General features: G+C 61.0%; 23 protein-coding genes and 2 pseudogenes. 20 read left to right on the plus strand and 5 right to left on the minus strand.

Annotated elements, in window-relative coordinates; translation table 11 throughout:
- Nucleotides 1-38 precede the first annotated feature (38 nt).
- The 20 genes and pseudogenes from CH273_RS28515 to CH273_RS22585 form a co-directional block, all read left to right on the plus strand.
- Nucleotides 39-1,706, plus strand: a pseudogene (locus CH273_RS28515) (non-ribosomal peptide synthetase); the annotation flags it as partial.
- Nucleotides 1,707-1,778: 72 nt separating this feature from the next.
- A pseudogene (locus CH273_RS28520) lies at nucleotides 1,779-2,507 on the plus strand (thioesterase domain-containing protein); the annotation flags it as partial.
- Nucleotides 2,476-3,939, plus strand: a complete 1,464-nt coding sequence (locus tag CH273_RS22505; RefSeq protein ID WP_032364855.1) for a methylmalonyl-CoA mutase family protein — start codon at nucleotides 2,476-2,478, stop codon at nucleotides 3,937-3,939. The pseudogene CH273_RS28520 and the gene CH273_RS22505, both read left to right, overlap by 32 nt.
- Before the next feature lie 98 nt (nucleotides 3,940-4,037).
- A complete protein-coding gene (locus tag CH273_RS22510; RefSeq protein WP_032382025.1) occupies nucleotides 4,038-4,298 on the plus strand; it encodes a phosphopantetheine-binding protein in 261 nt (86 codons plus the stop codon).
- Complete coding sequence (locus tag CH273_RS22515; RefSeq protein ID WP_015586172.1) at nucleotides 4,295-5,878, plus strand: AMP-binding protein; 1,584 nt, start codon at nucleotides 4,295-4,297, stop codon at nucleotides 5,876-5,878. The genes CH273_RS22510 and CH273_RS22515 overlap by 4 nt, the downstream gene beginning before the upstream one ends.
- Nucleotides 5,875-7,719 carry a condensation domain-containing protein gene (locus CH273_RS22520; RefSeq protein WP_015586173.1) on the plus strand — a complete coding sequence of 615 codons (1,845 nt, stop codon included), beginning with the start codon at nucleotides 5,875-5,877 and terminating at the stop codon, nucleotides 7,717-7,719. Before CH273_RS22515 ends, CH273_RS22520 begins: the two co-directional genes overlap by 4 nt.
- Nucleotides 7,703-9,025: a crotonyl-CoA carboxylase/reductase gene (gene ccrA, locus CH273_RS22525; RefSeq protein WP_015586174.1), complete on the plus strand. Its 1,323-nt coding sequence runs from the start codon at nucleotides 7,703-7,705 to the stop codon at nucleotides 9,023-9,025. The genes CH273_RS22520 and ccrA overlap by 17 nt, the downstream gene beginning before the upstream one ends.
- On the plus strand, nucleotides 9,022-9,477 hold the full coding sequence (locus tag CH273_RS22530; protein ID WP_015586175.1) for a cobalamin B12-binding domain-containing protein: 456 nt from the start codon (nucleotides 9,022-9,024) through the stop codon (nucleotides 9,475-9,477). Before ccrA ends, CH273_RS22530 begins: the two co-directional genes overlap by 4 nt.
- Nucleotides 9,474-10,229, plus strand: coding sequence for a methylmalonyl Co-A mutase-associated GTPase MeaB (gene meaB, locus CH273_RS22535; RefSeq protein ID WP_015586176.1), 756 nt, complete (start codon nucleotides 9,474-9,476; stop codon nucleotides 10,227-10,229). The genes CH273_RS22530 and meaB overlap by 4 nt, the downstream gene beginning before the upstream one ends.
- Before the next feature lie 312 nt (nucleotides 10,230-10,541).
- Nucleotides 10,542-10,976 carry a methylmalonyl-CoA epimerase gene (gene mce / locus CH273_RS22540; RefSeq protein WP_015586177.1) on the plus strand — a complete coding sequence of 145 codons (435 nt, stop codon included), beginning with the start codon at nucleotides 10,542-10,544 and terminating at the stop codon, nucleotides 10,974-10,976.
- Between the two features lie 208 nt (nucleotides 10,977-11,184).
- Nucleotides 11,185-12,384, plus strand: coding sequence for a hypothetical protein (locus tag CH273_RS22545; protein WP_032364816.1), 1,200 nt, complete (start codon nucleotides 11,185-11,187; stop codon nucleotides 12,382-12,384).
- Nucleotides 12,381-12,533 (plus strand): hypothetical protein, encoded by a 153-nt coding sequence (locus CH273_RS27830; RefSeq protein WP_155290193.1) that lies wholly within the window; start codon nucleotides 12,381-12,383, stop codon nucleotides 12,531-12,533. The genes CH273_RS22545 and CH273_RS27830 overlap by 4 nt, the downstream gene beginning before the upstream one ends.
- Before the next feature lie 390 nt (nucleotides 12,534-12,923).
- Nucleotides 12,924-13,760 (plus strand): hypothetical protein, encoded by an 837-nt coding sequence (locus CH273_RS22555; RefSeq protein WP_052049293.1) that lies wholly within the window; start codon nucleotides 12,924-12,926, stop codon nucleotides 13,758-13,760.
- A gap of 289 nt (nucleotides 13,761-14,049) precedes the next feature.
- A complete protein-coding gene (locus tag CH273_RS27970) occupies nucleotides 14,050-14,496 on the plus strand; it encodes a hypothetical protein (RefSeq protein ID WP_206539365.1) in 447 nt (148 codons plus the stop codon).
- Entirely contained in the window at nucleotides 14,493-14,822 is a 330-nt protein-coding gene (locus CH273_RS27975; RefSeq protein WP_032364819.1) for a transcriptional regulator, read from the plus strand. Before CH273_RS27970 ends, CH273_RS27975 begins: the two co-directional genes overlap by 4 nt.
- 50 nt (nucleotides 14,823-14,872) lie before the next feature.
- The gene (locus CH273_RS22565; protein WP_143544376.1) at nucleotides 14,873-15,130 is read left to right on the plus strand and encodes a hypothetical protein; all 258 of its coding nucleotides are present in this window, start codon (nucleotides 14,873-14,875) and stop codon (nucleotides 15,128-15,130) included.
- 378 nt (nucleotides 15,131-15,508) lie between these two features.
- On the plus strand, nucleotides 15,509-16,168 hold the full coding sequence (locus CH273_RS22570; RefSeq protein WP_141215920.1) for a hypothetical protein: 660 nt from the start codon (nucleotides 15,509-15,511) through the stop codon (nucleotides 16,166-16,168).
- A 116-nt stretch (nucleotides 16,169-16,284) separates the two neighbouring features.
- A complete protein-coding gene (locus CH273_RS22575; RefSeq protein ID WP_052049294.1) occupies nucleotides 16,285-16,944 on the plus strand; it encodes an SdpA family antimicrobial peptide system protein in 660 nt (219 codons plus the stop codon).
- Nucleotides 16,944-17,981, plus strand: coding sequence for a sporulation-delaying protein SdpB family protein (locus CH273_RS22580; protein WP_176459059.1), 1,038 nt, complete (start codon nucleotides 16,944-16,946; stop codon nucleotides 17,979-17,981). Before CH273_RS22575 ends, CH273_RS22580 begins: the two co-directional genes overlap by 1 nt.
- On the plus strand, nucleotides 17,978-19,051 hold the full coding sequence (locus CH273_RS22585) for a GAF domain-containing protein (RefSeq protein WP_032364822.1): 1,074 nt from the start codon (nucleotides 17,978-17,980) through the stop codon (nucleotides 19,049-19,051). The genes CH273_RS22580 and CH273_RS22585 overlap by 4 nt, the downstream gene beginning before the upstream one ends.
- Nucleotides 19,052-19,567: 516 nt before the next feature.
- Here the strand turns inward: CH273_RS22585 and CH273_RS22590 are convergent.
- From CH273_RS22590 to CH273_RS22610, 5 genes are all read right to left on the minus strand, one after another.
- Nucleotides 19,568-21,472, minus strand: a complete 1,905-nt coding sequence (locus CH273_RS22590; protein ID WP_032364823.1) for a hypothetical protein — start codon at nucleotides 21,470-21,472, stop codon at nucleotides 19,568-19,570.
- A 757-nt stretch (nucleotides 21,473-22,229) separates the two neighbouring features.
- Nucleotides 22,230-22,964 (minus strand): type 1 glutamine amidotransferase domain-containing protein, encoded by a 735-nt coding sequence (locus tag CH273_RS22595; protein ID WP_052049296.1) that lies wholly within the window; start codon nucleotides 22,962-22,964, stop codon nucleotides 22,230-22,232.
- Nucleotides 22,961-23,968, minus strand: a complete 1,008-nt coding sequence (locus CH273_RS22600; protein WP_052049297.1) for a cupin domain-containing protein — start codon at nucleotides 23,966-23,968, stop codon at nucleotides 22,961-22,963. The genes CH273_RS22595 and CH273_RS22600 overlap by 4 nt, the downstream gene beginning before the upstream one ends.
- Nucleotides 23,965-25,443, minus strand: a complete 1,479-nt coding sequence (locus CH273_RS22605; protein ID WP_052049298.1) for a pyridoxal phosphate-dependent decarboxylase family protein — start codon at nucleotides 25,441-25,443, stop codon at nucleotides 23,965-23,967. The genes CH273_RS22600 and CH273_RS22605 overlap by 4 nt, the downstream gene beginning before the upstream one ends.
- The gene (locus CH273_RS22610; RefSeq protein ID WP_032364824.1) at nucleotides 25,440-25,751 is read right to left on the minus strand and encodes a hypothetical protein; all 312 of its coding nucleotides are present in this window, start codon (nucleotides 25,749-25,751) and stop codon (nucleotides 25,440-25,442) included. Before CH273_RS22610 ends, CH273_RS22605 begins: the two co-directional genes overlap by 4 nt.
- Nucleotides 25,752-25,759 lie beyond the last annotated feature (8 nt).

Genomic DNA, 25,759 nt, shown 5'->3' on the forward strand with positions numbered 1-25,759 from the left:
TTGCTGGCGTGTCGATTCCGGAGTTGTTCGCCGAGCAGGTGAGGGTGCGGCCGGACGTCATAGCGGTGGTGTTCGAGGGTCGGTCGTGGACGTATCAGGAGTTGGACGACACATCGACGCAGTTGGCTCATTTGTTGGCTGGGCGTGGGGTGGGAGTAGAGGACGTTGTTGCACTGTTGCTGCCACGTTCGGAACACACTGTGATAGCCATACTTTCGGTGCTGAAGCTGGGTTCTGCTTACTTGCCGATCGACATCAACACCCCTGACGAGCGCCTGGCATTCGTTCTACAAGACGCCAAACCAGCAGCAATAGTGACAACGGTAGCGCAATTGCACCGGGTCGATGAGAGCAAAGTGGCAGTCGTGACCCTCGGGGGCAGGGTCACCGTCGAACCTCCCACTGTCACCTTTCCATTCCCCCATCCAGAACTGACGGCCTATGTCATCTACACCTCAGGAACGACAGGCACACCCAAAGGCGTCTCGGTCACCCACCAGAACGTGACGCAACTGTTCACCAGACCCGCACGGACGTCCGAATTGTCGCCAGGACAGGTGTGGTCGATGTTCCATTCGTACTCGTTCGATGTGTCGGTGTGGGAGATGTGGGGCGCTCTGCTGCACGGTGGCCGCTTAGTCATAGCCTCTGAGGACACGGCCAACTCTGCCACCGACTTTCATGACCTACTTGTGAACGAAAGTGTTTCGGTTCTGACCCAGACCCCGTCCGCCCTCGGCCGGCTGTCACCGCAGCGGCTGAGCGCATTGAGGACCATTTTTGTGGGGGGTGAGGCGTGCTCGCCCGAACTTGTCGATCGGTGGGCTTCAGGCCGAGAAATGATCAACTCCTACGGTCCTACCGAAAGCACCGTTTACGCCTCTATGAGTGCGCCCATGAAGCCTGGTCATGGAGCTCCTATCGGTACGCCGGTGCCGGGTGATGCGTTGTTTGTGTTGGATTCCGGTTTGCGGCGGGTTCCGATCGGTGTGGTTGGTGAGTTGTATGTCGCGGGGCGGGGTGTGGCACGCGGTTATGTGCGACGGCCGGGCTTGACGGCATCGCGATTCGTCGCGTGTCCGCTCGGCCCTTTGGGTTCGCGGATGTATCGCACCGGCGATCTGGTTCGTTGGAATCACGACGGCGAGCTGGAGTATGTGGGTCGCTCTGACGATCAGGTGAAGATTCGTGGTTACCGCATCGAAATCGGTGAAGTGGAAGCAACACTCGCTGCCTTGACCGGAGTGGAGCGTGCGGCAGTGGTGGCCCGTGATACCGATACCGGCAAGCAGTTGATTGGCTACGTCGTACCTACCGAGGTGTCTGCGGGAATCGATGGTGGGGCGCTGCGCGAACGAGTTGCCGCGCGATTGCCTGCGTACATGGTTCCGGCCGTGGTGATGGTCATCGACGAGTTGCCGTTAACTGTCAACGGCAAGCTGGACAAATGGGCGTTGCCCGAGCCGCAATTCGCCAGCGGCGTTCACAGAGCGCCGTCATCTCCGGTTGAAGAAATTATCTCCGGCATTTTCACGAAGGTTCTCGACCTGCCGCGAGTCAGCGTGGACGACTCCTTCTTCGACCTGGGCGGCAACTCGCTCTCTGCGATGCGTGTCGTAGCCGCCGTGCAGGAAACCTTCGACTGTGAAATCAGCGTCCGTGCACTCATGGAAGCCCCCACCGTAGCGGGCCTGAGCAAACAACTCTTCAACTGGTCCAGTTCCGACGAGATACCTCAGGTCGTGAAGTTGTGCCGAGGGCCAGGGCGTCCACTTTTCTGCATACACCCTGGTGGGGGCGTCAGCTGGGCGTACCGCGCCTTGGGAAGCATCGTGCAGCGCCCAATATTCGCTATTCAGCAAACCGTCGACGGCGAACGTCCGCGTACGGTCCGCGAAATGGCCGGCGAGTATGCCGACCTCGTCCAGTCAGTCCAGCCCGATGGGCCCTACGACCTGCTGGGATGGTCCTTCGGTGGTGTCGTCGCCCACCAGATGGCTACCGTGCTGGAACGGAGAGGGGCGCACGTACGTCGGCTAATACTGTTGGACGCAGCTCTAGTAGAACCCGGTACGACACGCTCGCCAGACGCGGATTTCAATGAGACCGACGTCCTGCGGCATTTCGTGTCCAAGAACGTCGACCTGCCCGATCTGAAAGAATTGACCTCTTACGAGCAGGCCACGGAATGGCTGGAAACTCATTCGTCACTCGGCGCAGCTATTCCGCCAGCTTGGATGATCAGCCACGTCGTTCGCAATCTCCGATTCAATTCTGACCTCTGGCACGGCCACACACCGGACCTATTCGGGGGCGGCGCTGTGGTGTTCCAGGGAAGCGATCACGAACGCGATCCAGGTTATTCAAGAGACTGGACACGTTTTATCGCTCGTCCAGTCACGGAGATCGCAGTGGAGTGCGAACACAACGACATGTTGAGTCCCGATGCGTTGGACGCCTACGGCGACCGGCTGCGTGCAGAACTGGAAGGCGACGATTATGAGTAAACCAGGCGAGTTTCCTTATGAGGCAGGTATTCATCCCAAGGGCTATGTGTCTAGGCCATGGACGATCAGGCAATTGGCTGGGCTTGGCGACGGCGTAGACACCAATAGGCGGTTCCATTATCTCCTCGACCAAGGCGAGACAGGTCTTTCGTTGGCTTTCGACCTGCCCACCCAGCTCGGACTCGACCCGGACGATCCAACGGCTGCCGGTGAGGTCGGTCGCGCCGGGGTCTCGGTGTCCACCGTCGACGACTTGGCCGCAGTGTTCGACGGAATACCGCTGGATCAGGTGTCAGTCTCTTTCACCATCAATGCGACCGCACCGATGATCTTGGCCCTATGGATCGTGGTTGCCGAAGAATCAGGCGTCAACCCTGCGCTATTACGTGGCACTTTGCAGAACGAAATGCTGAAAGAGCACGCGGCTCGCAAGGCGTTCGTGTTCGACTTGGACGACAGCTTCCGCTTCTCGTTAGACGTTATCGAGTACTGCATACGCAACTTGCCCAAGGTCAATCCGGTATCGATCTCGGGTGGACACGCCCGTGAAGCCGGTGCGAGCCGAGCAATGGAAGTGGCGCTCGGCATCGCTGATGCGGAGACGTACTTGCAAGGGATGCTGGAGCGGGGGTTTACCGTCGACGAGGTCGCACCCCGGCTCAGCTTCATCTTTGGGACCCATATGGAGGTTCTTGCCGAGGCGGCCAAGTTCCGTGTCCTACGCAGGATGTATGCCCGCCGCATGGTGGACCTCTTCGGCGCTGCTGACGCGAAGTCGAGCCGCATGCGTGTTCAGGTCAATACTTTCGGCTCCGCTCTCGCCGCCTCCGAACCGCTCAACAACATCGCGCGTACGACCATTCAGGCCGTAGCGGCCGTCCTCGGCGGGGTGCAGTCTCTGCATGTGTGCGGCTTCGACGAGGCCGAACAAACGCCTGGGCAGCTATCGGCACGCATTGCGCTGAGGATTCAGCAGATCATCTTGAAGGAAACCGATCTAGCCAGATACGTCGACCCCCTCGGCGGGTCCGAGGCAATAGCTCGCATCGCCGATGAAATCGAAGCAGAGGCTACGGGGTGGCTAGATGACATCGCTGCCCATGGTGGCTTGTTGGACTGTCTGCGCAGTGGCTGGCTGGAATCGCGCATTGACGACATGGCCTACGCCACCCGCGGCCCCGTCGTCGGCGTCGTCGAAGCCGAGAGTTCCGAAGAAGAGGAGTGGCTCACTGAAAGGCAACTGCGTTCGGGTGTCGTACCGGGCCGCCGCCGTCCCTTCGAGCGCGGGGTTTGTAGCGCAGAACTACGTGCTGTGACCGATGACGTGGCCGCGGGCCGCAATGTCATGAATTCGATGATCGCAGCAGCACGGGCTCGGGCCAGCATCGGCCAAATGCAACGGGCGGTGGCAGAAGGGCTCGAATCGAAATGACCGCATCTAACCGGAGCAGCAGCAGTCCGGGTCAATCCCGTACCCAAACACACTCAAGGGTGCAGCCAACTGACCACTCGGATGGGGAGCAGAGAAATATGAGCAAACAACGGATGGCTACCACTATTACGAGTTTCTGGGAACGGGCTCTCGGCGAAGAAAATCTCACGCTCGATGACAATTTCTTCGATTTGGGCGGTGATTCGCTCACGGCCGCGAAAATCCTTGCCCTTATCCAGCGGGAGTATGGGCTGCAAGCGGAATTGCATCTAATTTTTAACAACCCCACCATCGAAGAATTCGTGGAGGCCGTTGATGAAGAACTAGCAGGGGTAGCGCCGCGGGGAGAAGATGCATGACCGCCCCAAAATTCAAGTCACTGTGGGGAGGTCCGGCGACACCCGATTGTCACTTAACTGGATTTGTTCGCCGTGTCACCCACGATCCGGGGCGTACGGCTGTAGTCGACGCCGATCGTTCGTACACCTACGGAGAACTGGCAGCTTGGGCGCAAACGGTGTCGTCCAACTTGACGCTGGCCGGCGTGAACGTAGGAGACCGGGTTGCGGTATCGCTTCCGCGAGGCGCGGGTGCAGTCGCTGCATTACTCGGGGTGCTGCTGCATGGAGCGACGTACGTCCCGTTGGACCCCGAGTACCCCGTGGAACGGATTCAGTTCATGGTGGATGACTGCGCACCTCGCGCCCTAATCGCCACCACGCGATCACGTGTGAACCACCACGCCCCGCTGGTCGACATCGGGCTGCCCCCCGGAGTAACCCAACCGATCGACCTGCGCGCCGTCGCGTGCGATGCCGCACTTCCGGTCTACATCATCTACACATCCGGATCGACCGGCTGGCCGAAGGGCGTAGCGCTGAACCATCTCTGCATCGACACAATGGTCGATTGGCAAACATCCCACTCACCCCACCCCGAACTACGCACCGCACAGTTCGCCCCGCTAAATTTCGACGTCTCGTTCCAGGAGATATTGGGCACGCTGTGCGGCGGCGGCACGCTTGCGATCATGCCGGAGAAGCTACGCCGTGAACCAGCCCAATTGCTTCGATGGCTCTCCGATCAACGAATCGAGCGGCTGTTCGTCCCATTCGTTGCGTTGCAGATGCTGGCAGTGACGGCCCAGCGGGACATGCTGGCGCAACTGTGCTTGGTCGAGGTAAATACCGCCGGTGAGCAAGTAGTGTGCTCGGAAGATATTCGCGCAATGTTCGCATGTATGCCCGGCTGCCGGCTGGTCAACCACTACGGACAAAGCGAATCCGCCATGGTGACCTCGCACATCCTGGGGCCCGATCCGTATGCCTGGCCCAATCTGCCACCAATCGGCGAACCCCTGCCGGGATGCGAACTACTCATCGCGCCGGAAGTTCCAGAAACTCCGAACATCGGAGAGCTTCTCGTATCCGGAAATCCATTGTCGGATGGATATCTGGGGCGTCCCGAGCTGACAGTGGAGCGCTACGTCAGCATCCTTCCCTCACCAGCCGGTAACACCCGAGCCTTCCGTACCGGTGACCTGGTGGAGCTGACAGACAGCGGCTTGCGCTTCCTATCCCGAATGGACAGCCAGATCAAAGTGCGGGGAATCCGCGTTGATCTCCTAGAAATCGATGCGCAGTTGCTAACAGCTCCCGACTTCGCTGCAGCGGCGACGGTCATGGTGGTGACTAAGTCCGGCCATGCCAGCCTGCGCGCCGCAGTAGTCCTTCGTGAGGGCTGCACCGGCCCAGTCGAGGCCAACGCTCTTAAGCGACTACGCAAGGTACTGCCCGAGGTTTCGGTCCCTGTTTCGGTGACGGAACTGCCCGAACTGCCCAGGACCCCCAGCGGGAAGGTTAATCGTGAGAGAGTCGCTGAGCTCATCGCAGATGACTGCCGGCGGCGTCGCCGACACAGTCAGGGCGGTGACGAATGACCACAATCCTGCACGATAGGCCCGCCGATGCGGGCCAATACGCACTCTGGGCCGAAGCCACGATTGATCCCTCGATTAGTGGCGGCGGATATTTCGTGGCGACCTTTCGCGGTGTACTTGACGAGCATCACCTCGAGGCCGCTGCGCGCGCCGTGCTTGAACGACACGAGCCGCTGCGGTCGGTGCTGCGGCTTGTGCGGGGACAGTTGCGCCAGTGCGTCCTGCCGGCACTTGAGGCATGTTCTTTCGAGCGCGCCACTATCCCATGCGAAGACGGCTCCGAGTCGGCGGCGGTCCGAGAATGGTGCAAGCAGCGCGAACAGGACAAGCGCTGGGACCTAGCCACCGAGGCACCAATTCGTTTCCAACTTCTAACCCATGCTCCCAACCGCTGCTCGATGGTCTTCGAGGCTCATCACGCCGGCTTTGACGGGCGCAGCAAGTTTATTGTCGCCCGCGATTTCTCGAACTATCTGGGGAAACTGAGAATCGGCCATCAAGTGAATCCGACGCCGCTGGCCGCGCCCAGTACGCCCGTTGCCACGGAGGCAGTCACCGCGGAGGCCATCGAATTTTGGCGTACTGCTATCGACAAACGGATGCCCTTGACACTTCCCGAGGGCGGCCGTCTGGGGCAGCGGTCCATTGCTGCCTCGCCGACAATCGAACTGGAGCCCTCAGCGGTTGCCGCCCTTCGCGCGATCGCTCAAAACCTGCAGGTGAGCACATTCACGATGCTTTTCGCAGCGCTCACTCGACAAATGACGGCTTACGACAACATTGATCCGGTGTTGTCTGTGGCTTCGGACGTCAGTGACGAACACACCGGACATGTCGCCGGCTTGCAAACCAACGTGGTCCCCGTATCCATCGAAACCTCCCGCCAGATGGCGACGGAAAAATCCGTTGCCTCGGCCCGCCGGGCGCTCACACACTTGGCTCGCTATCGCCGCGTCCCGTTCGTGGACCTGGTGTCCGGTGTGCCCGGCAGACCCCTCGCTCGGCTCAGTACTGAGCTCGGCCTGTCATTTCCCCGTCCGCCAGCCCAACTTGACCTGGAAATCCCCGGCCTACGTTCGGAGTGGGAGTTTTTCACGCCAAACACAAACGCTGCTTTGGCCAGAACGCTGCAGATCCGTGCGCACTGGCCGCAGTGCCGGGTGCGGCTCGACTATCGCCAGGATCTGATGGGTGCAGCGGAAGCAGAAATATTTCTTGCCGATTTTCGCACTGCTGTCACAGATCTCGCTTCAGACCGAGAAACATCCTTGGTCAGCTCTACGAGCAAAGTCCGGCCCCGAGCAGCCGGCGCGGGGACCCCGTACATCTGTGCTGGCGTCCGCGCGGGGACACTATGTAACGACGACGCTCCCCACCCTCCGCGCTTGATGCCATCGGACGGTGTGAGATTCACCGTGCGTGGCCGGTCGGAACAGTTACTGCCCTGTTGTATAGCGGGCACGATCTGGGTTCATCTCGCCGACGGCCGCGAGGTTTGCACCGACGACTGTGGGTACGTCGCGGCAGACGGCGAGATGCGACACCTAGGACCTCGGGAGGGTCGGTGGATCCGCACCCGAAGCCTCATTGATGCCTCCGCAGTCGCCCGCGTCGCCCGAACCCACACTTGGGTACGAGAGGCGGAAGTGCAGCTGGTGAGGGGCCGTACCGACACCGCGGTGCTCAGTGTGTCTGGACCAACTCGCAATGTCCCGAGCGCACGAGAAATCCGAGCACATCTGCGGACTTTTCTGCACGCCAGTGATCTGCCTGGACGTATCAAAATCACCTGTACCGACACCCTACCGACGAACAAGGATGACAATGAACGAACTCTCTGAAGCTGTAATCGCGGGTGCCTCTCCGGACGTACTTGAGAGCCTTCCCGTCCCACCTGAATACAACGCCGCCTACCTAGATGTAGAAGACATCCAGATTTTCGCCGGCGTCGAGGACAAAGACGTTCGAAAGTCGATTCACCTCGGCAGTGTGCCCATGCCGGAACTTGCTCCTGATGAGGTGTTGGTCGCTGTTATGGCAGCGGCGATGAACTACAACACAATCTGGTCCGCTACCTTCGAGCCGATCCCCACTTTCAACTTCCTGCGGCACTACGCAAAACAGGGCGGCTGGGCCTCTCGTCACGACCAGCCGTACCACGTACTGGGGTCGGACGCAGCCGGGGTGATCGTGCGCGTCGGGGCCGGTGTGCGCAAGTGGAAGGTCGGGGACCATGTCGCCGTAGGGACGGCTCATGTCGATGACCAGGAACCGCTCACCCATCACGACGGCATGCTCGGCCACGAGCAGCGAGCATGGGGGTTTGAGACAAACTTCGGAGGCCTCGCTGACTATGCGGTCGTCCGCGCGAGTCAATTACTACCCAAGGCAGCGCACCTCACCTGGGAAGAGGCTGCCAGCAACCCATTGTGCGCGGGAACGGCCTACCGGATGCTCGTCAGCGAGCGCGGTGCCAACATGCGTCAAGGCGATGTAGTCCTCATTTGGGGCGCGGCGGGTGGCCTCGGTGGCTACGCCGTGCAATTCGTCCGCAACGGCGGCGGCATACCAATCGGCATAGTCAGCTCGGACGCAAAAGCCGAGGTCGCCCGCAAGCTTGGCTGTGAGCTGGTCATCGATCGGCGCGAGATCGGTGAGATTTCCGCTGACCCGGACGCCACCGTCGCGGCAGGAAAACTGCTGGGCAAGATCATCAGGCGAGAGATCGGAGAGGATCCGAACATCGTCTTCGAGCACGTTGGCCGCGAGACCTTCGGCCTCTCGGTATTCGTGGCCCGCCGCGGCGGCACAATCGTCACCTGTGGATCGAGCACGGGTTACCAACACACGTTCGACAACCGCTACTTGTGGATGCGCCTGAAAAGAATAGTAGGCAGCCACGGGGCGAATTTGTACGAGCAGTGGCAGACGAACCGCCTCATCCAGCGCGGCCAAGTGCAACCTATGTTGTCTGAAGTGCACCCGTTTCAAGAGACACCAGAAGCCGCACGCAGGATTCAACTAAACGAGCACCTCGGCAAAGTTGGCATACTTTGCCTAGCACCCTCGAGTGGGCTCGGTGTCACCGACGTCGACCTGCGTTCCCGGATCGGCGAGGCGCGGATCACACCGCTGGTGACGGCATGACAGCTCCGAACCCGAGCTTCGACGCAGGAAAGGCCGAAGGCCGCGTGCATCGTGTCCGAGTGGTGGTTGCCAAACCTGGGCTGGATGGCCACGATCGCGGTGCCAAAGTGGTGGCGCGCGCACTTCGTGATGCCGGCATGGAAGTTATCTACACCGGATTGCGTCAGACACCCGAGCAAATCGTCCGCACCACTTTGGAAGAGGGTGCCGACGCTGTCGGTCTGTCACTGCTATCGGGCGCTCACATGGAACTGGTACCCCGCGTAATCGAGCTGTTGGCCGAGAATAACGCGATGGAGATACCCATCTTCTGTGGCGGCGTCATTCCACCTGGAGACGCACGCAAGCTCGCTGAAATGGGAGTGCTCCGGGTCTTTACCTCTCGGGATTCCCTTCAGGAGATCACCCGTTGGGCACAAACGAACCTACATCCGCTCAAGGAGACGGAGTGACGAGGCACCAGAACTGTCAGACCTTGGAGTCTGCACGGCAAGGCAATATCAGGGCGCTGGCGCAACTAATGACTCGCGCGGAGAACTACGCCATCACTGAGGTTGACGTCATCTCTCCGGCTGCACCGGACCACCCCCGAACCGCCTGTACGGTGATTGGCTTGACAGGTCCTCCTGGTGTCGGAAAGTCGACGTTGATTTCATGTCTTATCGCCGAGTACCGCAAGCGGGGTCAGCGCGTGGCAGTGCTCTGCTTTGATCCGTCATCGCCGATAACCGGCGGTGCGCTCCTCGGTGACCGCATCCGTATGCAGGAGCACTCAGATGATCCCGGAGTTTTCATTCGGTCAGTGTCCAGTCGTGGCCATCTCGGAGGACTTTCGGCCACGGCCAGGACAATGATCGCGATCCTGTCTGAGATCGAATTTGACAGGATCTTGATCGAGACGGTCGGAACCGGGCAGTCAGAGGTGGAAATCGCATCAATCGCGGACGACACCATCGTTGTTCTAGCGCCTGGAGCAGGTGACGGCATCCAAATGGCCAAGGCTGGTGTTCTGGAAATCGCCGACCTCTACGTCGTAAACAAGGCAGATCAGAACGGAGTCCACGCAGTACTTCGCGAACTCCAGGCCGTGATCGAGCTTGGTCAACGCGACGTCCCCATTGTGACGACTACCGCCAGCCGTCAAGAAGGGGCCGCCGAGGTAGTTAGAGCCCTTGAGGCCAAGCGAAAATCTCCTATGACGTAGAGCTGGAGCAGATCGTTCCTCCAGTCATTACCTCTGCCGCGCTTTGCAAAGCAGCGAAGCTTTGGGCCACCGTTAGGTGATCGAAGTCTGCGACATCGACGGGGACACCTGCATGGCACGAAATCACCTGCGCAGCGGCTTGAACTGGGCCCGAGTCAAGGGTTGGGCTGAATTTGACGACCTAGGCAACCAAGCAAAGTAGGGACTGTTGGCAGAGTTCAGATTGACTGATCTTGTAAATATCAGTCAGACAAGCGGATTCGGTCATGTCAGCATGTTGCATAGCGAGCAGTTATGCGGTGGACTGTAGGCATGCTGACTCGAATTGACCATATCGGGATTGTTTGTTTCGACCTCGACAAAACCGTCGAATTCTACAGTGCCACCTATGGATTCGAGGTTACTCACCTGGAATCGAACGAGGAGGAGGGTATCCGTGAAGCGATGTTGAAGATCAACGAGACCCCGGACGGTTACGCCTCGTACCTCCAGCTGCTGGGCTCGACCCGGGACGACTCAGTAGTAGGCAAGTGGCTGGCCAAGAACGGAGAAGGCGTCCACCACATCGCATTCGGCACGAACGACGTGAGTGGCGAAACAGAAGCCATACGGAGTAAGGGCGTCCGGGCACTCTACGACGAGCCGAGACAAGGTTCAATGGGGTCCCGAATCAACTTCCTGCACCCAAAGGATTGCCACGGGGTCTTGACTGAACTCGTCACCGCCGCAACACCAGACTCCGAATGACAACTGCCAGTTAATGTTGCGATGGTCCATATCGTCAGAGTGTTGATGCGGATTTGTGCCATGGAGTGGTAGACGAGGGGGCGGGATGGGAAAATTGGCGCGGCGTTCGGATAGAAGAGGGCAGAAGCCTCGGAATGCGAAGGGCACTCGGGTTCGCCGTGATGGATTCGACGGTGAGTTCGTTCCAGGGCAACAATTTTCGGTCGACATGCGTATCCGCCGGCAGGCCGCCGAGGTCCTGGAAGCAAAGGTCACCGCGGCGCGGTGGCCCCTTGTGCTCGAGGCCATCGAGGCCGCAGCCTGGCCGGTGGAGACCTACCTGGGAAAATTCCTTAAGGGCGGCTACGACGTCATCCGGTTTCGGTCCGACCCGACCGACGTGGGCGAGATGCTCCACAGGTTGTCCCGGATGACGAAGCTGCCGGTCGAAGTTGTCGCGCGGGAGCCCCACAAGCACTTGCCCTTCTGGCTCGATGACGAACCGGAATCGCACGATGTCGGCCTGCAGCCCTTCCGTTGGTTCCAGATGCTCTACTACAGCCACTTCCTTCTGCGCGCGTCGACGGCGGACCGGTATGCCTACTATGCGACGCCGGAGATGACTGCGTTGATCGAGGCCGGCCAGAGTGCCGATCGAGACCATGATGTTGCTGTGACCGTGGCAGATCTTCCCTCGAGCAGAGGAGTTCTCTATCTCGCTCCAGCGGATGGAGTGCCCGACCACGGGCGGGTCCTGGTGTGGAACGAGACAGGTCGCGACAGTGGAAGTGGAACCGATGTTCTCCTGATGGCCATGCTTACCGTTCCTGCTTTGCGGTGGTGGTTGGCGCGGGCCGACGGGGCAATTCCTACTGACGGAAACCGGTTGTACCGCGTCGTCAACGACTACCTACCGGTGTTTCCTTTCGCCGAGGTCCAGCTCAGCCCAGCCGAATCCGATGCTGCGCCCAGTGCACCGAACCGATCAGGAGGCGCGGGTTTCACGGACGTCGGTCCCGACGAACCTGCGCATTCCGTGACCGCCATGAATGACCTGGATTACGTTGCGCGAACGTTCTTCTCGATGGTGAACATGCTGCGAGGCAACAAGTTCGTGGAGTCCACCCGCCAGCAGTCGGCGCGCATGCGAGACAACGACGGCGTAGTCAAGCGGATGCGTGAGGTGACGTATTTGTCGTACCGGCAGCCGCGGCCTGCATCCAGTGCTTCATCGTCGGAAGGATCTGGCAAGCTCTCGCACCGCCACGTCGTTCGGGGGCATTGGCGTCGGCATTGGTATCCATCGCAGAAGCGTCATCTACCCATGTGGATCGATGAGCATTTGCAGGGGCCCGCGGATGCCCCGATTGTCGTCAAGAGCAAGGTGACTGTGGTGCGCCCGCCTGCGGAGAATGAGAGTGTTGAATGACCAACGACCGTAGTTTCGATCCGGACGCCGATCACGGCCAGGCGGGCTGGGTGACTCTGCCCAGTGGACAGCGTGCTTACCGCTACCACGGCTCGGACGACCTGATCTACGACGCAGCAACCGCCCCCGAGGCCGACGCGTCGAACTAGACGTAGATCGGAACCCCGCGGCGCAGGCTCGAGAAGACCGATGCACCGTCATGCCGGAAAGAACGACGCAGCTCGTCCAGTCATTCACATGAATGACTGTTGCCTGGGAACCACAAAGCAGCGCTGTGCGTCCAACACAGCATGGACGACGACGAGTGCGCAGCCATCCGTGACGAGGGGCGCGACCCCAGCGACCCGGCCGTCGTAAGCGCCCTCGACCAGGTGAAACGAACGCTTCACCTATACCGGCATCTCGCCTGGACCTTCACGGCAGACGACCTCGACACTCACACCCTCCACCGCTGAACGCGCCCACCTGCACGTTCGACAATCGAACATGCGTTCGATACGGTGTGGTGGTTCCTACCGGCGCGCGAAAGGTCGATCCACATGGCCACCGTCGACGCAATCGGGGACCTCACCGGCTTGGGCAAGGCCGAACAGCTCGCCGCGCTCCGACGCAGCATGGCCGCGATCCCCGGACGACGTGTCCACGCACCCATCGAGCCCGTCGACGCATCCCTGTTCGCCCCATCTCAGCCAACGGCCCCGCCCGCCGACGAACAGACCCTCAGCGGCCCTGTGCGTTCACAGACCCTGCGCACCATCCCCGTGCCCACGCCACTGTCGGAACTCCTCCCACGCGGTGCGCTGGCCCGCGGAACGGCCATCTCGATTACCGGTGCCGGATCGATCCTCGTCGGTCTCGTCGCTACAGCCAGCGCGGCCGGCCACCACGTCGCATTGATCGGGCAGTCGAAGTTCGGACTCCTCGCCGTCCACGAGCAGGGCGGCGACCTGTCGAAAATCCACCTGATCGACCCAGGCCAAGCAGACCCCCTCGACGCTGCGAGCATCTGTATCGAGGGCCTCGATCTGGTCGTGACGACCGTGCACGGACGCGATGTTCCGCCAACCCGGGCGCGTGCCCTGTTGGCCCGAAACCGTACGCACGCAGGAATTCTCGCGATCACGAACGGACGCATGCCCGGTCTCGACCTGGCAATCTCCTCGCGGCCTGTCGCGTACGGCGGAATCGAGCAGGGCAGGGGCCGTATCCGGTCGATCACCCTCGAGACCACCGTGCACGGGCGCGGTATCGCCGAGCGCACCGGCCGCTACACCCTCACCGCGCCCACGTTCGGCGAACAGGGCCTGCGGTGGACCCCGACCAGCGTCGACGCGGCCGTCCTGCACCGGCCACACGGTCTGGCGGTCGCGCAGTGAGCCCCGAGATGTACGAGAACTGGCCCGTCACTTTCGATCCGCCCACACGCCTCGTTGTCGATCCCCCTCAGAGAGTCTTGGTCAGCGTCGCGCTCACCGTGGCTGGCTCGTCTGGAGGATCCTTCCGTGACGGGGTGCCGCTCAAAGTCCGGTCCGAAGTTCTCTAGCCAGTGAAGTGTTGTTGCAATCAGTTGATTGATTTCTGGTCGCCGCTGTCCCCTGAGGATTACTACTTTACGAATCTTAAAGTAGCGGTTAGGCTCGTGGGAGATCAGCTAGGGAGGCAAAAATGTCCGAGCAATTCGACTCAGCGCGAGCGCTGTTCGAGTCCGAGCAGGCTTCACGCCGAATCGGCAGCCATCACCGCAGTGCCTCATCCCGTGGGCGTTCACTTACGCTCTCGTCGGTGGCAGTGGTGGTCGCGGCGGCTGGTTATGCAGTAATGGGGTTCGTCGAGCCTGGCTGGGTCTGGTTGCCCGCCGCTGTAGCGATTCTGGCGATATGCGCGATTCTGTTGATAGGCAAGTCGATTGGTGTCCCATTGCCACCGGGACGGGACTCCTCCGGGTCGACCACCGTCGGAACGGTGTTGATCGGCGTCGCCACGATCGCTCTTTGTATAGCGCCCCATGGCTTGATACTGGCGGTCGCATCCGGTGCGTTGGTACTGGCCGGCGCAGGTATCGTCGCCGTCGTCCCGGTGTTGGTGTCGGTGCGCGGAGTGCGAACGTCGTGACGGTCGATCATCCACGGCACCAACTCGATCGAGCACTGACCCAGCCGATTCGACTGTCGATTCTGGCGGCTGCGTCGAGGGAAGGTGTGGCTGCGGTGGAGTTCAAGATCCTCGCATCGGCACTTCAGATCAGTGATTCTCTACTTTCTCAACATGTGTCAGCTCTCGAAGCGGCCGGGTACGTTGCGGTAGAGAAGGGTCGAACCGCTCGGTACTCGCGCACATGGATACGGGCCACCGACCGCGGACGTACCGCGCTCGGTGAACACATGCAAGCCCTGCAGGACATCATCAAGTTCGTACCGGAAGGTGAGCAACCCACATGACTTCTCCCGTCGACACCATTACTGCAACTGTCTCTGTGAAGCCAGCGTGGGTGAATACGTGGTTTCACGCGTTGTTCACCAAACCTGGCCTCGAAGTCGATGGGCGCGGCCACGAATTGAACTGGGGCACCAACGACGTCGAGATCCCGTCTACCGCCAACCGAATCGGCGTCTACTTTCACTACCGAGGTCGGCCCGCGCAGCGCCTCGCATTGAGCGAAAAGCTACTCGACCATCGAATCGGTAGTCGCATCACTGCACGCCTGGGAGTGCGAAACTCTGCACAGTTCAACATCATCGAGCCGTAGAAATCCCAATAGCGAGGTTTCACGTCAGTCGTCCCATTCGGATCGTTTGTCTCGTTAATTAGTCCTTCGTAAAGGTTTACACCCGCCTGTCTCGTCGTTAGTATCAGCTTGTTCGGTTTGTTTTGTTCGCCGACGGACTGTCCATCGGCGAACCGGCCAGGCGACCCGCATGTGCCGTTGCTGCGTAGGCATGGTGGGGAAATCGGTGCGCGATAGCAGTTGCGTGGAGCTGCGTAGTCGGCACGGTCTGGGGTGGTCCACGCGGTCATCGGCGTGGCAAATCGAGCGCTCGAGTCGGCGAACCCGTCGATCGAAGCCGCCTCGGCGTCGCCCGCCGGTATAGGGGTCTCGTCGAAACACACCCTTCGAGGATGAATTGTGTTCCCACGTAAAGTTAAAGTCGCCGCCGCTATTGCCGCCCCGCTGGTGGTCCTGAGTCTCGGGGCAGTAGGGACTGCTCAGGCCTTGACCGTTCACGACGCGCCGGTGCAGGCCGCATCGGCGACCGGTCCGAAGCAGGATAAATACACCGACCAGGACGTGGTGGGGCTACTCGCGCTCGCCAGCGGCCGTGCGGCGCAGGACCATCCGGACGTCGCCGCCAAATTCAAGGTCGAAGGAGCACCTACCGCCACTGACGAACAGATCGGCCAACTCACCGATGCCCTGGTCTCTGTCGATCCGAACTTCCACTCCTCGGTGACCCACGCCGTTCAGGCGAACGATCCCTACCAGGCTCAGAAGGGTATCGACACCATCTCGGCTGATCTGAAGACGTTGGCCGCGCAAAGTGGCGCGAGTGAGTCCGGCGGAGATGTCCATACCGACGGATTTTTCTACCACGACTCCAACATCGCTGTAGAGATCAATGTGGCCGGCGTCCTCAACGCAGTCGGGTACGCCAACGTCGCAGCTGCGACCGAAGTAGGGGTCGTGCTCTACGTCGTCCCCGATGCGATCTCCTACGGCTTCGACCTGAATCGAAAGGGCGACTTCGAGCGAACCGAGACTGCTGCGTTGGTGACCTCAGCGCTCTGAGACCCGTCAACGCTTTCGCCCCTGGGTGCGTTGCCTCGATCCCGCTTCGATCCGTGCACCGCACCCAGGGGTGGTCGACCCATCCGATCAGCCACGTCCGAGCATGAGAGCCCGCCATGACAGACGTTCGACCCGAGCTGCACCAGATCGACGAGGCAACAGCGAGCACAATCGAGGCCGGTCGCGGCGAGTACTCGACTTCTATTGGGGCGCAACGTCGGCCACCGAAGGTGCTGATTGTTCTGCTCTTCGTGGTCGCCGCGGCAGTAGTAGTCGGCGGTTTCGCCTTCGCCATAGTCTTCACACTGCCCAGCAACGTCTTGTTCACACGCGACGGCGATCACCCCGTCCGGACGGCGTTCAACGCATTGGATCCACAGGACTGGGCATTCTTCACCCGCGATCCGGAAGGAACCCAGGTCGGTGCCTACACCGTCGACAGTGCCGATGCTGTCTACAGCCTGATGAAGACCCCACAGGGAGCGGTGACCAACCTCTACGGGCTATCGCGCACCCAACGGGCGCAAGGCCCCGAACTCGGGTTCCTCAACGCCGCCGTCCGAACCTGGTTGCCCTGCGACGACCCAACGGCCACATGCATTGTCACCGCTGCCGAGTCTGTTCCGGACGAGGTGACGAGCAACTCACCGATACCGACCGTCTGTGGAGACGTCGTCCTGACCGAAGAGCACACCACACCCTGGAGCTTCCGACGTCTCACGGACGAATATCGGAAAGTCACCGCAACCGCGCACCTGAATGTGCAGTGCTCATGATGACCACCGCTCGGCTCGAGACCGCAGGCACCATCAACGACACAGTGGAGTACGTCTACCGAAAAGTCTCCGAGCACGATCCTCGCAACAGGTGGTTCGGGACCGGCCGCACCGTCCTGGCGCTAGCTCAGCTGTCGATCCTGCTCTTCACCACCCCAGCTGCGTTGATGGTGCCGGTGATCGGACAGAACGATGCTCCGCATTGCGCCGGAGTGCAGAGCGCATCTCTGTACTGCCTCGGACACGACGCCATCCCACTGGAGTGGCGACACTGGGGCATGGCCGCAATCCTGCTGCTGGTGGCCACAGGGTGGCGTCCCCGAGTGACCGCACTCCCACATGCCTGGGTCGCCTACTCGATCGCCGGCAGCATCGCACTGCCCGACGGTGGCGAATCGGTCGTGCGCATCGTCTGCATCCTGATCGTCCCCCTTGCCCTCCTCGACGACAGAGGCTGGCATTGGCAACACCCCACCACCGAACCCAACCGGTGGATTCAACCCCTCTCGTACGCATGCCTGCTCGCGCTGCGACTGCAGCTGGCCTTCATCTACTTCGACAGTGCGATCAGCAAGTTCGGTGTCTCGGACTGGGTCAACGGGACCGCCGAGTACTATTTCCTGCGCGACAACGCATTCGGAGCAAGCTACCCACTCGAACCGATGCTGATCTGGACCTCGAACATACCGGCATTGGTGATCTCGATGACCTGGGGAGCACTGGTCATCGAACTGCTGATCGGAATCCTGTTTCTAGGCACGAGACGATGGCGCAAAGTGGGCCTGACACTCGACATCGTGCTACACGTCGGGATCATCGCGACCATGGGACTGTGGAGCTTCTCCACGATCATGATCGGATCCGCGATCATCGCCGCGATGCCCACCCGCCGGCGCACCACATTCTCGACGGACGGCACACGATCAACCCTCGACGTGAGCGAGCTCGATCGCGACCGAAGCCGCCGCCCCGATGTCACAGACCCCATCACCGCTACAGCGGGCCCTCCCGAAGCCATCGGGTCGGACGAGCGATGACGACCCAATCCACTCACCACGCCAGCCGCGACACGCGCCATCAGTGGCTGTTGATCGACACCCTCGGACCGCACGAACACACCGTGGTGGGAGTGGGCGACACCTCACGCCGGGCAACTCCACTACAGAAGTTTCTCCGCGGTTCCCACCGCACCGCGGCACTCGATGCGGTCCGCTCGGCATCCGATACGGGACGACGTCACGACGTCACGGCCGGCCGCAAGAGGGTGACCGCCGAGCCGATCCTCGATCACCGCGGTCGTACACGAGCTGTGTGGCTGCTCATTTCACCTGTCGAGGAGGCATCTGCAGCTCCGCCGTCCGCTCACGCCTTCGAATGGAATCTCACGCGAGGAACCGCAATCACGATGGCAGCGCCCCACCACGGCCGACAGCGTACTGTTGCCGACGCCATCGAGCCACATGATCTCGGCGTCGACGCCGCCCCAGCTCTGGGACACCTCGTGGCCGCACACGCCGACACAGCAGTGCAACTGACCACAGTGAAGGCCACTGCAGACCATGCGCAGCGCCGAGTGAACGTGACCGGTCGCATTCGCCTCGACCGCGCGACAGGAGACCGTGTGTTCCACGGCCTCTCGCACGACCTCGGACCCTCCCCGCTGCCACCCCAGAGCGCCGCTACTCACTTGTCGGACCTCATCGTTCACTCGCTCTTACGTCCCCAAGAACACCTTGCGATCGTCGATCCCGCCACGCTGATGTTGCTGGTTTGGCACACCGCACCGCCGCCCGGACTGGCGTGGAGAAGCATCGCCACTAAAGCGCGGCCCGTCATACACCCCGAAGACCTGCCGTGCGCACGACTTCTGGCGACAGCCGTACAACAACCTGCGGCCACTGCTCGAACGCCAGAGACAATTCGGTTGCTCCACGAAACCGGCCACTACGAGAAGTACGAAATCAGAGCTGCCCCATTGCCTCTGGGTGCGAAAGCGCGCGCAGCATTGGTCACCGTACGCAGAGTGGGTGAGGTCGGAGCCGGTAGCTCCGCAGATGTCGTGTTATACGACAACACCTTTCCGACCGCGGCATACTGTTCGCCGTGACCTTGAACGACGTCGATGAGGTTCTCTCAGGCCGTCGGCCACGGCGGTATCGAGCAGGGAGGGGCCGTATCTGGTCGATTACCATCGAAACCACCGTTCACGGACGCGGCATCACACAGCGCACCCACGTTTCGGCGAGCAGATTACTGCGCTGCAGGCCCGCCGGCGCGGACATGTCTGTCGCCCACCGGCCGCACAGGCGAGCGGTCGTGCATTTGACCAGCGAACTGTGAGAGAACTGGCCCGTGACCTTCGAGCCACTTAGCTCTATTCGACCCGCTTCAGCAACAGCGACGGACAGGCGAGAGATCGGAAGGTCTCGCGATGGACGTCAAGGCCCCTGGGCTTCTTCACGCATGGGCGAAAACTGGACGGGGACAGTGGATTTGCTGCCTAAGTTTCAAAATTCCGATCGGCAACGGCAAGGGGTACCTTCAGCTCGATCACCAATGGTGCCCCGCCGACGCCGCCCAGCCCGTCGAGTAGCTACCGGAGCGGGGTGTTCGGGCTGGCCGATCAGTCTTGTTCTGTAATCGGTGTTTTCCGATGGGCAAGTGCGTTACTCATCAACGCATCCATCCATTCCCGTGTCATGTCCAAGCCTGAGTGGTTTTCCAGCAGTTCAGCTGCGGTAGCCGCCACCTTCTGTGAGAAGAGAGCCAGAATGCTGATTGACTCGTGCGCCACCAGAGTCGTCACCACATTCAGTGCGTCACCACGCGCTCGCTGCAAGGCGTACGGCTCGTCCGCGTCGAGCTGCAAGTCCTTCAGGAGCTCTCTAGCGCCTTCCCAATTAGGCTTTTTGTGGGCGTGCGCGTACGCGCCCAACACTCGATTCCAAGCCGACAGTCGACCCCACCCGGCGGCCTCTATCCACCGCTGAGGCTTGTTGTGCACGGATTCTTCAAGGCGCTCCGCTTTCGCCGGTTTCGTCCGGTGGACCCTGGATCGAGCGATTTGCTCTAGCGTGCATCGAAGCGAAGCCATCGCCCGGTCGTCGTCTTCCAACCACAACCAGTATGCGGACCGCAACGTCGACGACACCAGAGCCAGGGGAGTCGATGCTGCTGGTATCAGAGGACCGTTGCGTGTCCACAGAGCAGCAAGAGCCGCCAACTCGGCAACCACGATGTAGTTCGTCCCGCGCGAGGCCACCGAGTCAATGTTGAAATCGTCGCCTAGTTCGTCTCGCTCGGCGGCGAGGGCTCGTAGCGCAAACGATGCACTCGCCTGGCGATGAGCGCCGAAGGCTAACGTCGCAAGCTCGTCGTCCCGATACAAGCGACCTGCGGGCCGATGATTCCAGGCCAGCGACTCGTACGTGGATCGTTGATCGTCTAGGTAGCGAACAAACACCGGCAAGAGGCCTTCATCGGGCGACAATGGCATGACGGTAGGCAATCTCGGCAGTACGAACGATGACGAATACGGGAGGGCATCGTCTGGTGGTTCTTCACCCGCGACGTCAGCCGAAGGCCGTACGGCAAGGTTGATACTTGCTATCAACGTCACGGCGTCCTCGGGATCGCCCTGCCGATACAGGCCAGCAGCCGTCATGTATTGAATCTGGGTAAGGCTCAAGCTCAACGCATCCGCTATGCAGTCCACCGCGCCGTATACGACACTTGGTACATCGAATCTGCTCAGGAGCGCGGCCGACTCCCACCACATGGCTTCCTCGAAGAGTCGCGCATGCATTATTTCGCTGAGAACGCCGTAGACGACGGCTGGGCATACTTCACGTCCGTTCGCCAGGACGACGTGCTTATGAGGCGCGGTTGGCTCCTCTGTGCTTGCGGAGCTGTCGTCGCCCTCGATATCTTGCGCAGTAGTCGGGTCTGCGTCGCCCTCGATGTTGGATGATTCCGGCGGTGCGCCAGGATTTGGCATGCGCTCGGCGTATGCGGTCCACGCACGCGCAATGAAGTCCTCCACTTTTTCAGACGGATGTTGCTCGACTCCGACGACAGGTGCCATGACCGCAGTCCATCGTTCGAGTTGTTGTCGGGCGATCGTGGCAGCGGCCACCACTTGTCCTGCGAGAAGCAGTCGGGTGGCCGCGACGCAGCTGTCCACTCCCCAGCCGAGGTCGTGAGGCCATTTGCCATAATAGGCTGACGGTGCGCGATCCAAAGTAAGGTTCAGCTTGCGATGCGCGATATCCAGTATTGCTATCGGTGCCAGAAAAAGGATTGCTTCGAATCGGAATCCATCCGGCAGCTTCTCCGTGTTCTTCATCCTGACGTTGTGGCGCGCAATCAGAGTCTCGGCCAATCGATCGGGTCCAGATCCGCACATGCGCTCGTAATCGCGCACGTTGGTGCCGACTCGCCGTCCACGGTCATCTTTGCGCTTCGCTTTGCGTTCTGCGCTGCTCAGATGGTCCATATCGCCAGGCGACGGAATGCTTGCTCTGTCCATTCGTGCAGCCTACGAGGTCGAGCAATGCTAGGTCGCCGAATGCAGTCAGCCAGCTGTAGAGTGGTCCCAGCATGCACGACGCCTCCGGGGTGATTGAGGCGAGGTCTTGAATCGTTTTGGCCGGTGATCCGGGAAGTGCTATCGCAGGTATCGAAGCGGTCAATTCCGTAAGGTCTGCCGGGCAGCGGCGCGGCAGAATTGATGCGACAATAGGACTACTTAAAGTATCTGCCTTCTACTCTTCGCAGAGTTCGTTATCATCGTTTGGAGGAATGGGTTGCTCAAGCGAAAAGGTGAATTACCTGCTATAATTGGTGGATGCCGGAAAAGCATCGGTAAATCTATTGAATGGAGGACCTATTTGAATCGTGATAGATAAATTATACACCTTAGCGGCGATCATTGTTGCCGTGACAGAAGTAATTAAGGCAACAACGGGATTGGTTGTAGCAGCGTCTACATTGATCCCTTCGATATTAATGTTGATTTGCATTATTTCGGCGCTTTAATCGATGGAAAGACCCGTCACTCGACCTAGGGTGGCGGGTTTTCTGTATCTGTAATGTCAGTTGTCATGGTCGTGTTTTCGTTTCGGTCGGTCAGTGGTTAAGAATGCTGGTCGTGGCGACTTCGGCCAAGACGTCAATCAGGTGCTGACAGACAGAATAGGCCTATAAAATTCTAAATCCCACGCACGTTACAGCGTTCCGAGCAGTTCCATCCAGGGACAAAGCCGAGAGGTCAACCGGCCGGTGAACTAGCGAGTTCCTGAACGGGTAGTCGAACTGGAGTAGTTTGCGATCCGTTGGGTCAGCTGTTCTGCGACCGCCTCGGTGGAGGCGGGGTTCTGTCCGGTGATGAGGGTGTCGGTGATTTCGATGTGCTGCTGCCACGGGTGTCCTGCGGTGTACGTGCCGCCCCGGCGCCGGATTTCCTGCTCGACGGTGAAGGGGAGCGTGCCGAGCAGTCCTACATCGGCTTCCTCTTGGTCCGAGAAACTCGTCATCGTCAGGGCTGCATACGGCCACGTTGCTCCGGATGCGGTGTCGGCAAGCAACGCCGCAGTTCCATGGCAGACCGTCGCGATCGGGGTCCCCTCCCGTCGGAGCGCGCGGAGAAACTCTCCAACGTGAGAGTTCTTGTGCAGGTCCACCACTGGCCCGTAGCCGCCGGGCACAAAGATCCCGTCGACGGTAGAGGGGTCAACCGTTTCGAGCGCGGCCGGCGCGCGCAAATTCTCGCTCAGACCGGATAGGTACGTTCTGTACCCGTCAGGGTCTGGGCTGTGAGGGGCGTGCATGCTGTCGGGTTCGACGTGCGCAGCGCCGCCGCCGGGTGTCGCGATGATCGTCCGTATGTTTGCGGCCGTGAAGATTCGATGGGCTGTGATGAACTCTTCGGCCCAGAAGCCGCATGGTCGAGTGGAGCCGTCATTGAGCGTCAGGATGTGGGCTTCGGACAGCAGGATCGTGATGGTCGACGTTGGTGTCACCGTTGTGCGTCTTTCTCTTCGCGGTAGAGACCGAGGGCGGTCATCGCGGGCGCGTCGTTGAACTCGAACAGCACGGCTGGAATGTCGGTGTCGTTGACGTAGCTGACAGTCGACCACGATGGAACGGCGATGCTGTCTCCTTCGCTGCACCGGAACGGCTTTCCGTCGACGTGGATGGTGGACAACCCTTGTGCCCCGATCAAGACGGCGGAAGCGGTGCGCCGCATCGGTTGTGTTCGGATCCCTGCAGGTAGGAGTGTGAATGCAGCATCGATGACCGGTGTGACAGGGTCGTGGGTTCCTTCTGCGTGCAGGGTGTGTCGGTATGCGTGGTGCGGGTCGGCCTCGTGGGTCCGCTGTTGCTCACCGAGGGCGCGAAGTACGTTGTCCCACTTGTAGAGCAGCGGCTCGCTCAGGTTTCGGTGGTGTCTGTCCTGCGCGAAAATGTGGGGCTCGAGGTGGGTGTTGTCGGTGTGGAGCTCGAACTGTGTCGCGGCGAGGGCGGCGACGAGGGGGTCGTTGGTGCAGTCCTGCCAGATGGCGGGGGAGTCGGTGGGGCTGTCGTTGCCGTGCTCATGCCATTCGCCGGCGGGGGTGATCACCACGTCGCGAGGCTCGAGATACATCTTGGTTCCACCGACGGCCGTCCATGCCCCGTCACCCTCGTGCATGTAGCGCAGGGCCGTCGGCGCGTGCCGATGCGGGGTCATACCTTCACCGCGGTTGATGATCTGCAGCCCCGAATAGAGATATCCGACGGCGGCCTCGCGGGCATGGCCCGGATTGGCGAGGGTCAGTACCCGTAGAGCTGCTCGGTCGCCCTTGACCATGTCGGCTGCCGCGATCGCGAGCGGTCGAAGCTCGGCATAACTCCAGTGCACGGCATGGGAGTCGGGGGCCGGGGCCCACGGCAAGTTCTCGTTGGCCGCGGACCACCGCCCGATGGCGGATATTGCTGCCGCCTTCTCGTGCAGCATGGCCTCGGTGGAAATGGTGGTGGTCACGACGCGGATACCTCCTGTTGGGTGACGGTCACTGAAGCGAGTGGACGGGGTGTGCCGACGACGGCGTCGGCTGCCTCGGTGAGCTCGGCAACCAGTTGGTCGATGTGGTCGGCAGTGGTGTGGATGTTGCCGATGGACACTCGGATGACGTAGTGGCCGTTGAGCTCGGAGTGGGAGAGCAGCGTCCGGTGGGTGCTGTTGACGGTCTCGAGGATCTTCCGCGTCGCCTGTCCGTCGGCAGAGGAGATCCGGAGGCAGAGCAAGGGGAGCGGCGAATCGTTCGCGAGATGCCACCGCGGGTCTGCGGCAAGGGCGTCTCGCAGCCTCGTCGCCAGGGTGAGACTGTGTTCGAGTCGAGTTCGGATGCCTCGTATTCCGAAGGCGCGCAGGGTCCACCACAGTTTCAGAGCTCGGAATTGTCGCCCAAGGTTGAGGGTGTAATTCATGTAGTCGATACCGCCGGTGGTGTCGGTACGCAGGTATTCGGGAACCAGTGTGAAGGCGGCTTCGAGTGCTCCGGGGTGACGGCAGAACAGTGCCCCGCACTCCATAGGGGTGAAGAGCACTTTGTGTGGGTTGGCGACGAGAGAATCGGCGGCCGCGAGTGACGGAAGGACCTGCGCGATGGCCGGGGCTATGCGCCAGAAGCCTCCGTACGCGGCGTCGACGTGCAGCCACACTCGGTGGTCGCGGCACACGGCCGCAATCGCCTCGACCGGGTCGAGAGCACCTGAAGTGGTCGTACCGACGGTGGCGACAACAGCGATCGGTGTGTAACCGTCCGCGACGTCCGATCCAATGCGAGTCGACAGAGCAGCAGGATCGAGTTGGCCGCTAGCGTCGGTGGGTAGGCGTACGACATTGTCGAGCCCGATGCCGAGAGCGATCGCAGCTTTGTCGACCGACGAGTGGGCCTGGTCGGAGGTGTAGATCCGGCCGGGTTTCTGGCCGGATGTTCCGTGATGTCGAACCTCGGGCTGTGCCCGGTGGCGGGCGGCGGCCAACGCGTAGAACGTGCCCAGTGATGCACCGTCGACGAGCAGTGCGTCTGCGGCGGGGTAGTCGAGCAGTTCGGCGAGCCATCTGGTGACGGTGTCTTCGACGGCGGCAGCCGAGGGCGCGCTCTTCCACAACATGACGTTGACGTTCAATGCCGCAGCGGTCATCTCGGCGAGGATGGCCGGTCCGGAGGAACTGTTGCTGAAGTAGGCGTGGAATCGTGGATGGTTCCAGTGCGTCAAATGCGGAACGACGTTGTTCCAGGTGTCGTCGAGTATGTCGGCGAAATCTGTTGCCTCGGATGGCAGCTCGCTGTCGATCGCGTCGGCGACATCGGCCGCATCGGCCGGCGTCGTGACGGGCACGTCGTCGAGCGCGGCGAAGTGTCGACATATTCGATCGAGGGTGTCGGTGCCGAAGGCTTTGAGCTGCTCGGGAGTCCAGTCGCCAGTCGGCTTTGTTGGGTCGGGGGTCATTCGACGTCGACCGGCAGCTCGTGGGCGAAGACGACCTCGCGGGGGCGTTCGCAGTACCGGCGGTAGAAATCTTCGAGTAGTGGCGTCTCCGATTCGATGAGGTGCGTGGCGTGCTCGGCGCTTTCCCAGGGGTAGGTCATCGTTACGCGTTGGGGGTCCGATGCGTGCTGGAAGAAGCGCGCGTGGCCCGCCCACCCCGGGTGGTGGTGTGCGTTGTCGTCGAGGAGTTCGTCCATTTCTTGCAGGACCGAGAGGGCGTTCTCGGCCGCTTCGGCGGTCAGGTGCCAGGTTTCGATGACGGTGATCATGAGAGGGC

This window comes from Rhodococcus sp. 05-339-2, assembly GCF_002258965.1.
GTDB lineage: Bacteria > Actinomycetota > Actinomycetes > Mycobacteriales > Mycobacteriaceae > Rhodococcoides.